This window comes from Gaoshiqia sediminis, assembly GCF_025907915.1.
In the GTDB taxonomy this organism is placed as follows: Bacteria; Bacteroidota; Bacteroidia; order Bacteroidales; family Prolixibacteraceae; genus Gaoshiqia; species Gaoshiqia sediminis.
The window spans coordinates 1-8,505 of sequence record NZ_JAPAAF010000067.1; the positions used below are offsets into that span (position 1 = coordinate 1).

The following is an 8,505-nucleotide window of genomic DNA, read 5'->3' on the forward strand; positions in this document are numbered from 1 at the left end:
GTTGTTTGGCTACTATGTAAAGTTTATTTGTATTTTTAAACTTTTTCAACAGCTTACAACAAGTGTGCGCGCTGCTTATGCAGGGCGCACACACGTGGTATAAGGCATGGCTGGGTTCGTGCGGATTCGACAAGTCGAATCTCGTCCCAACCTCAGTTTCGGTCGGACTGGTCAGACTCTCGTCTGACCGCCACGACCTCATACCACCACCGTTATGGGCAAAACTAAAAAAGCATGAAACAACTTATACTTCTCATATTTTTTTTAATGCAATTTGGCTTTATCTTCGGACAAGTTCAAATAAATACCGAGGAAGTAAAACGGTATTTCACACCAAACGAGCAAAAGGAACTAGGAAAAGTTGTCGCTTATGTTGACAGTATAATATATTCTAAAACGAAAATTGTAAATATCGATAGCTCATATCATCAATATTTTGAAATCTTAAATGAAAATGCAGCAAATGGGAACTATGAATGGGCTTTCAATGAAGAAATGAAATATAAATTTCTGTTCGGTATCGACCCTGCTGTGTATAATAAAATCTGGATTAAAGAAACACCACGTATGGTGAGAAATAGGGATACTACTCTGTATAATCCTGAGGGTTATATTTCGATTGACCTAAACCACATGGGTGATTTTGTAAAATTGCTAAAGAACATTGGAGATACAAGTTCCGTTTACAAGGAAATCCAAGAACAAATTGAAATCGTAGGGGGATTACCTCCAAGTTTAGTTGGCGGATTTCTATACAATCACAAAATCTTTAATTTTAACAATAAAAATGACCATTTGTGGGCAGCAATATTCTTGTTGACACTTGAAGAATCAGTTGACAAGAAACTAAAACGATATTTAAATGAATAAAGTTCAGCCCATAATCGAGTAGACTGCCCCGCCAGTGAACACTGAAGGGGAGAGCTTCTCACAGCCCGCCCCACCACTAAACACCAACAGGGCGGACATTTATTCTTCATTTAAAAGTTCAGATTTTTTTGCCGATGTAGAACACATAGCCGTAATAAGCTTTGTAGGCCTCGTATAGCTGCATTTCGTGGCGTTCGCTGGCGATAAAATCTTCCACCGTTTTGTTGCCCGGGTATTTTTTCAGGAAAGCTTCCTGCGCGGCCACCTGCAGGGCATAAAAATGATCAGTCCAGCAGTTTTCGGGCAGGATAAAGATGGCCACCGGAACATAACCGGCTTGTTGCAGTTGCGCCACCTTGGCCGGAATGGTGTCGATACCGGGATAAGCGTCCATCCAAAACCGGTCGATCTCGTCGGGCCGTTCTTCGGTAAACCACGACGCTTCCGTAACGGCCAGGTAGCCCCCGGGTTTCAGGTAGTTGCGCCATTCGTTCAGTCCCCGTTCAAAACCAATGTTGTAAATGGCCCCTTCCGACCAGATCAGGTCCAGCTCTTCGGACTGAAACGGCAGGTTTTCCATCGAACCGACCACTCCTGTTACCCGGTCGTTTAGTCCCAGCCTGACGGCATTCCGGTTAAACAAATCGATAAACGCCGGAAACAGGTCGATGCCCGTCATATGCCCCGGCGCATGTTGTGCCAGCACCATCGTTTGTCCGCCAGTTCCGCACCCGAGGTCGGCAATGCGCGAATCGGCGGTCAGCTGGTCAATAAAACTCAATGCTTTCCGGGTTACTTCCGGGCTGCCCGGTCCTTGCCGTTCCAGTTGGGAGAAATATTCGCAGATTAATTGGAAATCGAATTCGTGAATGGATTTAGTTTCGTCGTCCATGATGTTTAGGTGTTATGTGTTGATGTCCCTTGACCGGCACAAGCGATTCGTTGCCCGGCCGGAATAATTCGATACAACTGCAACAACCGCGGAGAACCCTACTCCAACACCAGGTTCATTTCGTCGAGCAGGTATCCGGCGCCGGCAAATTTGTCGATCAGGAACAGCACGTAGCGGATGTCGATCATGATGTTCCGGCAACGGTCGGGGTCGAACAAAATGTCGCTCATGGTGCCTTCCCAGCAACGGTCGAAGTTGATGCCCACCAGTTCGCCATTGGCGTTGATGGCCGGGCTTCCCGAGTTTCCTCCGGTGGTATGTACCGAAGCCGCAAAAGCGACCGGCAACTCACCGTCCGAAGCATACGTTCCGTAATCCTTACCGGCGTATAAGTCGCGCAATCGCTGCGGTACATTGTAATCATACACGCCCGGGTCGTCTTTCTCCATGATGCCTTTAAGCGTGGTGAAATGTTTATAGTAAACGCCATCGGCAGGCTGGTAACCTTCCACATTGCCATAGGCCACGCGCAGGGTGAGGTTGGCATCGGGGTAAAGCGCCCGGTTTTGCTCCATGGCCATGATGCCGGCCATGTAGGTGCGTTGCACCTGGTTGATTTCGCGTAAAATGTCGCGGTACACATGTTCTACATTGCGCTGGTAGTGCCCCCGCAGTTCCTTGTAAAAGGCCATCAGCGGATCTTTCTGCAACTTTTTGATGTGCTTTTCATCCAGCTTTTTCACCAGGCCGGTCAACTTGGCTTCATCGGTAAAAACTGACTTGCGGTACACCTTGCGCAGCAATTTTTCATCATCGTTCACCTCCATCAACCGGTGAAAATGAAGCGGCAGGAACGACGGGTCGAGATCGGCCTTTAACATGCGGAGCAGCTGCACAAACACATCTTCGTCGGTGGTCTGGTCGTAATCTTTAAAATGCTCCTGCACCTTTTTGCCCAACTCTTCCACATAACGCTGGCGGATGGTTTCACTGGCTTTCTGCCAGCCATTTTCGGTCCGAGGAAAAAGGTCGGCGAGCGCCAGGATGTCTGTTCCGCGAAAAACAATTTCGTCGTAATAACTATTGGCCCGGTTAAAAGCTTCCAGGTCGATATACAATTTTTCGAACTGCGGCAACACGTCGGCATACTGTTCCGTCAGCGAATCGCTTTGCGCAGACCATTCCTGAAATTCCTGTTCAAACTGTTTCTTTATTTTCAGGGCGTCCATGCTTTTCAGCCCTTTTATCTCGCCTTGCCATTTTTTCCAGGCATTGGCCGTGCGGGCATATTTCGAAGCGTATTGAATGCGCACTTTCGGATCGGCAGCCATGTGTTTCGAAAGAAGTTCGAGTTTCCGGGTGCGTATTCTCACCTTATCGGGATCGGTTTGGTTCATGATCAGGTTAACCGCCTGCGAGGGCAGGTACTGGTCGGTGCTTCCCGGAAAGCCAAAGACCAGGATAAAATCGTTGGCCTGGACGCCCTTCAGCGAAACCGGGAAAAACGATTTGGGCCTGTAGGGAACATTATCGGGCGAGTATTCCGCCGGTTCGTTATTCTGATCGGCATAGATGCGAAAAACGGAGAAGTCGCCGGTATGACGCGGCCACATCCAGTTGTCGGTGTCGCCGCCAAACTTTCCGATGGCCGATGGCGGCGCCCCAACCAGGCGAACGTCTTTGAAAACTTTGTACACATACACAAAATACTGGTTACCATGAAAAACAGGTTTAACGATGGCCTCGTACTTTCCGCTGTCGGATGCAGCAGTCTCAATCGTCTTGCTGTTTTCGGCCACCTTCCGGTAGAAATCGCTTCCGGCAAGTCCTTCTGTACCGGCCAGGGCCGAATCGGTCACCTCTTCCATCCGCTCCAGAAAGCGGACTTCCAGGCCGGGATTGGGCAGCTCTTCTTCTTTCGATTTGGCCCAAAAACCAGCTGTCAGGTAGTCGTGTTCCACCGAGCTGTGCGACTGAATGTTCGGATACGCGCAATGATGATTGGTAAAAAGAAGACCTTCGTTTGATACCAATTCCCCGGTACAGCCTTTACCGAAAAGTACCACGGCGTCTTTCATGCTGTTTTGGTTGACACTGTAAATATCTTCGGCTGTCAACCGAAAGCCAAGTTGCTGCATTTCTTCGATGTTGTATTTTTCGAGCAGCATGGGCAGCCACATGCCTTCTTTGGCAAACGACAGGCAGGAATAGAACAGCAGGAATAAACCGAAAAGTAATTTTCTCATCATGATTTTGAATCGAACAGAATTTTGAAAAGGAATAAACAAACAGAACGGGTTATACAACCCGCTAAAAAGGAAGGTTGGCCCACTTTCGCGAGCCCGGAACTAAACCTAAAACTCTTTTAGGTATTGGTAGAGTTTGTGCACCGGCAAGCCCATCACGTTGTAAAACGAGCCTTCAATTTTGTTGATGGCCACGTAGCCAATCCACTCCTGGATGCCGTAAGCACCGGCCTTGTCGTAGGGCTTGTACTTGTCCACGTAGTAGGTGATTTCTTCCTCGCTCATCTCATCGAACCAAACTTCGGTAACCGCATGAAATGATATTTTTTTCGCGCGGGTTTGCAGGTTCATCCCGGTGATTACCTGGTGCTGGCTGCCCGACAACTCGCTGAGCATACGGATGGCTTCGTCGCGCGTTTTGGGTTTGCCCAGCACTTTTTCATCTTTCCACACAATGGTGTCGGCCGTTATCAGCAGTTCGTTTTCCTGAAGCGTGTCCAGCAGTGCATCGGCCTTTGCCTGGGCTACGTACTCCGGAATGGCAGTCATGCCCAGTTCTTCGGGATAAACCTCGTCGAGGTCCACCGGCCGCACATCAAACTCCAGTTCCAAATTACGCAATAACTGTTGGCGACGCGGCGATTTTGACGCCAGTACCAGCTTATAATTTTCAAGATTTTTCAACATCATCAGATTGACCTCCAGTAATATGATTTTTCGTTTACCCAGGTACCCTGTGCCCGCATCACCTGTTCAACGATGTCGCGAACACAGCCTTCCCCGCCTTTTTTATCGGAAATATACAAAGAAATTTCTTTGATTTCGTGCACGGCATCCAACGGACAGGTGGGCACCCCAATGGTTGACATGATCTGAAAATCGATCAGGTCGTCGCCCATGTAAAGAACTTCCTCTTCGGTGACGCCGGCTTTTTCCATGAAATCGTGCAACGGCTGCAACTTATCGCGCACACCCATATAAATGTGCGGAACGCCCAGCTTTTCGTAGCGAAGGCGCACCCGTTCAATGGCGCCGCCGGTAATGATCGCAATATGGTAGCCCATATTCAGCGCGTTGCGCAGGGCATAGCCGTCTTTCACATTGGCCGTGCGTACCGGATCGCCCTCTTCGTTCAGTGGCGAAGTGTCGGACGACAACACGCCGTCGATATCGAAAACAAAGGCTTTTACGTGTTTCAGTTTATCTTTTATGAAGGTCATATCAGCTGTTTTTATGGGCCTGAAAAATGCTTCCGGACACAAAATTATAGATTTCGGCCAGTTCGGGTTGGTTGCCCAACAAACTCAGGTGATTATTAATGATGGTTTCATCGAAACGCTTGGCAGGACCGGTTTGGGCGTCAAACGGACGCAGCTCCATCACCTTGCCGGCGGTTTCCCTGATCAGCGGCTTCAGCAGATCAAAATTCAACTGATGCTGTTCCAGCAGTTGATCGCCGAGGTAATAAAAATGATTGACAAAGTTGCAGGAAAACACAGCCGCCAGGTGCAGGATTTTGCGTTTTGCCGAATCAATTTCCTGCACATGACCTGAAATCCGGAAAGCCAACTCCTTTAGTTCGTTCAAGGTTTCTGCGGAATTGGCCTCCAGACAAATGGGAATTTCGGAAAAATCGACATCCCGTTTTTTTGAGAATGTTTGAAGCGGGTAAAACACACCAAAACGATTGGTGTGCTTTTCGAGCAACTGCATGGGCACGCTTCCGGCCGTGTGTGCAAGCAGCGTTTGCCGGCAATCCAAACATGCAAGAACCTCCTCAATAGCGTCATCTTTCACGGCCACCAAAACCAGATCGGCCGAAAGATCAATTTCTTCCGTTTTATGGGTGAAGGTGGTTGTCAGCAAATCGGCCAGTTCGCGTGCCGATTGTTCGGTACGGCTATAAACCTGCCGGATTTCCAGTCCCGCCTTTTTCAATGCCTTGCCGGTCTGCGTAGCCAGGTTGCCCGCGCCAATCAATGTAATCGTTCGAATCATCATGTTTTGTTTCGGAATGCAAAGAAACAAAAAAACCGGCTGAAAACCGGTATTTACAATCAGGCATTTTCGAAGCGCTGGCTCACCACCTGCCAATTGACAATGTTCCAGAAATTATCGACATACTCGGCGCGGCGGTTCTGATAGTGCAGGTAATAAGCATGTTCCCACACGTCTATTGCCAGCAGGGGAGTTCCTCTCAGATTGGCATCGTTCATCAACGGGTTATCCTGGTTTGCCGAAGTAGTCACTTTTAATTGTCCGGTTTCGGTTTTTACCAGCCAAGCCCAACCACTGCCAAAATGAGTTTTTGCAGCCTTCGAAAATTCATCTTTAAACTGATTTACCGAGCCAAAATTATCCACCAGGGCCTTCTCCAATCCTGGCGATAGCGCAGTGGTTTCAGCACTCATATTCTCCCAAAATAATTGGTGGTTGAAATATCCGCCGCCATTGTTCCGGACAGCAGCATCATAGTCGGTAATTTTGGCGAAAATCTCGGACATGGCTACCGAAATCAAATCTGTTCCTTCAATCGCTTTCAAAAAATTATTGAAATAGCCCCGGTGGTGCTTATCGTAGTGCAGCTCCATGGTTTGTGCATCGATGTAGGGCTCCAGGGCATTATACCCGTATGGCAATTCAGGGAAAACATGACCTTCGAACTTTTTAGGTTCATTGCTGCATGCCGCCAACGCCGAACCAAACATGGGCGCAGCCAGGGCAGCTGTTCCGACAAGAGTAATAAAATTTCTTCGTTCCATTATCTGTTGTACTTTTATGTTCTTCATGTACAACAAGATAAGCTGTCAAATGTTTTCCGATGCGACAAACAAACAGTAAACAAACACGAAAAAATGCCCGCCTACATGTGTTTCCAGATTTGAGTCGGCAAAATTAGCCAGGAACATGCTTACCAAAAAGAGCAGAAATACGGAATTTCGGTAGGCCTTCGTTTTCACAACAGGAAAGATGATGAGCGACAAAATCAAGAGCAATCCCACCAGCCCAAATTTCACCCAATAATTCAGATATTGATTGTGGGCGCTGGAGTACCATTCCGGCTCCATTTGCGAACCAAGCTGATGATACGCGTCGTCAAAAGCGGCTTTCCAGTTCCCCGTGCCGACACCAAACCAAAAGTGATCGCGAATAATATGCCAGGCAGCTTTGCTGTACTCCATCCGCAAAGCCAGCGACCGGGCATTGGCATAACCGGTTTTCAGGTAGTTATCCACCTCCCAAATGCTCACATAAATGCGGGGATAAAGCGACAGCCCTTTCCGGGCCAGGATATGATTACTGATCCCGGCTTCAATGTTCCGGATATCTTCAGAAGTTAATTGACTAACCCCTGCGGCATCCTTGCGCAGGTTCTTCGAGGTCAGGTACCGCACCAAGGTTTCCTTAATTTGATAGCCATGCTGATCCGGTTCATTATATTTTATTTCTGCACGCTGGTTCCAGGCTTTCTCCATTTCCTGCTCGCACCAGTACAAGCCCACATAATGCCCGTTTTCCAGCTGAGGGTTCTCCAAGTGATGGGTATAAGGATTTCCGAGTGAGGTCCTGTCTTCCAGGGAGGTGGGATCAAGCGGATCTAAATCGTAAAACCGGTTGATGGCATAAGCTAGATAGACTGAAGGAATCAGGATAAGAAGCATTAACGACATTCCCAACAGCATTCTCTGAACTCGCCCGTTTATTTGAAAAAGCAATAAAACACCACCCGCAAATGCTGTCCCCAAAAAGGAAATGATCCCCGTTAATGACTGATGCCAGAATAAAAATAAAACCAGAAACAGGCCCCCTCCCAACCGCAAAAACTTTTCGCGCAACGACATCTCAGAATAGGCGAGGATGAGAGGAATACTTAAAATAAGAATAGACAGAATGACCTGAAAACTGAACCGGATATGATGTACAAAACCCAACTCCTGCGCTTCCAACACCGACAACCGGGTGCTTCCGTAAAACAAGACCACCGCACTTAGCGCGGAAAGCACTACAGCCAACGCAAAAATCAGAAGCAGTTTTTTCGACTTTCTGGCTGAAAGTTGAGGGCCAAAGACAAAGGCCAATGGAATCATCAGAAACGGAATATTTTTTTGAAGGTCGTACAATCCCCACTTCCAGTCCCGGCAAATTAGCAAACCGAAAAGGTAAACCAAAAAAACACTTGCAAAAATCAGCAGGTTTCGTCCGGCTGCAAGTTTATTTCTGAAGTTATTCTGACTAATCCGGAAGAGTGATACGATGAAAAGCAAGACAGCTGCCACAGAAATCATCCCGGCAGAAAAAGGCAAAGACACAACCAACAGCATGAGCGATAAGTAAAACCAATCCGTATTTTTCAGCCGTTCCATCATCGATTCAGTATTTTCTTAAGGGTAATCGAGGCTACCATCACGAACCGCAATATAACAAAAAAACCCTGTGCTCTGGAGAACACAGGGTTTGGAAAGGATGGCGACGACCTACTCTCCCACATTTCTGCAG

General features: G+C 47.8%; 8 protein-coding genes. 1 reads left to right on the top strand and 7 read right to left on the bottom strand.

Going from position 1 to position 8,505, the window contains the following annotated elements; genetic code table 11:
- The first annotated feature begins 234 nt into the window (after positions 1-234).
- A complete protein-coding gene (locus N2K84_RS19625; protein ID WP_282593537.1) occupies positions 235-870 on the top strand; it encodes a hypothetical protein in 636 nt (211 codons plus the stop codon).
- Positions 871-988: 118 nt separating this feature from the next.
- On the opposite strand, the gene N2K84_RS19630 is transcribed toward N2K84_RS19625, so the two are convergent.
- The 7 genes from N2K84_RS19630 to N2K84_RS19660 all read right to left on the bottom strand — a co-directional run bounded on the left by N2K84_RS19630 (position 989) and on the right by N2K84_RS19660 (position 8,375).
- On the bottom strand, positions 989-1,762 hold the full coding sequence (locus tag N2K84_RS19630) for a class I SAM-dependent methyltransferase (RefSeq protein WP_282593538.1): 774 nt from the start codon (positions 1,760-1,762) through the stop codon (positions 989-991).
- Between the two features lie 98 nt (positions 1,763-1,860).
- Positions 1,861-4,011, bottom strand: a complete 2,151-nt coding sequence (locus tag N2K84_RS19635) for a S46 family peptidase (RefSeq protein WP_282593539.1) — start codon at positions 4,009-4,011, stop codon at positions 1,861-1,863.
- A 105-nt stretch (positions 4,012-4,116) separates the two neighbouring features.
- A complete protein-coding gene (locus tag N2K84_RS19640; RefSeq protein WP_282593540.1) occupies positions 4,117-4,698 on the bottom strand; it encodes a Maf family nucleotide pyrophosphatase in 582 nt (193 codons plus the stop codon).
- A complete protein-coding gene (locus N2K84_RS19645) occupies positions 4,698-5,228 on the bottom strand; it encodes a KdsC family phosphatase (RefSeq protein WP_282593541.1) in 531 nt (176 codons plus the stop codon). The genes N2K84_RS19640 and N2K84_RS19645 overlap by 1 nt, the downstream gene beginning before the upstream one ends.
- 1 nt (position 5,229) lies before the next feature.
- The gene (locus N2K84_RS19650) at positions 5,230-6,009 is read right to left on the bottom strand and encodes a Rossmann-like and DUF2520 domain-containing protein (RefSeq protein ID WP_282593542.1); all 780 of its coding nucleotides are present in this window, start codon (positions 6,007-6,009) and stop codon (positions 5,230-5,232) included.
- A gap of 56 nt (positions 6,010-6,065) precedes the next feature.
- Positions 6,066-6,770, bottom strand: a complete 705-nt coding sequence (locus N2K84_RS19655) for a superoxide dismutase (RefSeq protein WP_282593543.1) — start codon at positions 6,768-6,770, stop codon at positions 6,066-6,068.
- A 45-nt stretch (positions 6,771-6,815) separates the two neighbouring features.
- On the bottom strand, positions 6,816-8,375 hold the full coding sequence (locus N2K84_RS19660; RefSeq protein ID WP_282593544.1) for an O-antigen ligase family protein: 1,560 nt from the start codon (positions 8,373-8,375) through the stop codon (positions 6,816-6,818).
- Positions 8,376-8,505 lie beyond the last annotated feature (130 nt).

Coding starts and splice junctions, on each gene's coding strand:
- N2K84_RS19660 (WP_282593544.1), bottom strand. CDS start 8,375: ATGATGGAACGGCTGAAAAATACGGATTGGTTTTACTTATCGCTCATG.
- N2K84_RS19645 (WP_282593541.1), bottom strand. CDS start 5,228: ATGACCTTCATAAAAGATAAACTGAAACACGTAAAAGCCTTTGTTTTC.
- N2K84_RS19650 (WP_282593542.1), bottom strand. CDS start 6,009: ATGATGATTCGAACGATTACATTGATTGGCGCGGGCAACCTGGCTACG.
- N2K84_RS19655 (WP_282593543.1), bottom strand. CDS start 6,770: ATGGAACGAAGAAATTTTATTACTCTTGTCGGAACAGCTGCCCTGGCT.
- N2K84_RS19625 (WP_282593537.1), top strand. CDS start 235: ATGAAACAACTTATACTTCTCATATTTTTTTTAATGCAATTTGGCTTT.
- N2K84_RS19630 (WP_282593538.1), bottom strand. CDS start 1,762: ATGGACGACGAAACTAAATCCATTCACGAATTCGATTTCCAATTAATC.
- N2K84_RS19635 (WP_282593539.1), bottom strand. CDS start 4,011: ATGATGAGAAAATTACTTTTCGGTTTATTCCTGCTGTTCTATTCCTGC.
- N2K84_RS19640 (WP_282593540.1), bottom strand. CDS start 4,698: ATGATGTTGAAAAATCTTGAAAATTATAAGCTGGTACTGGCGTCAAAA.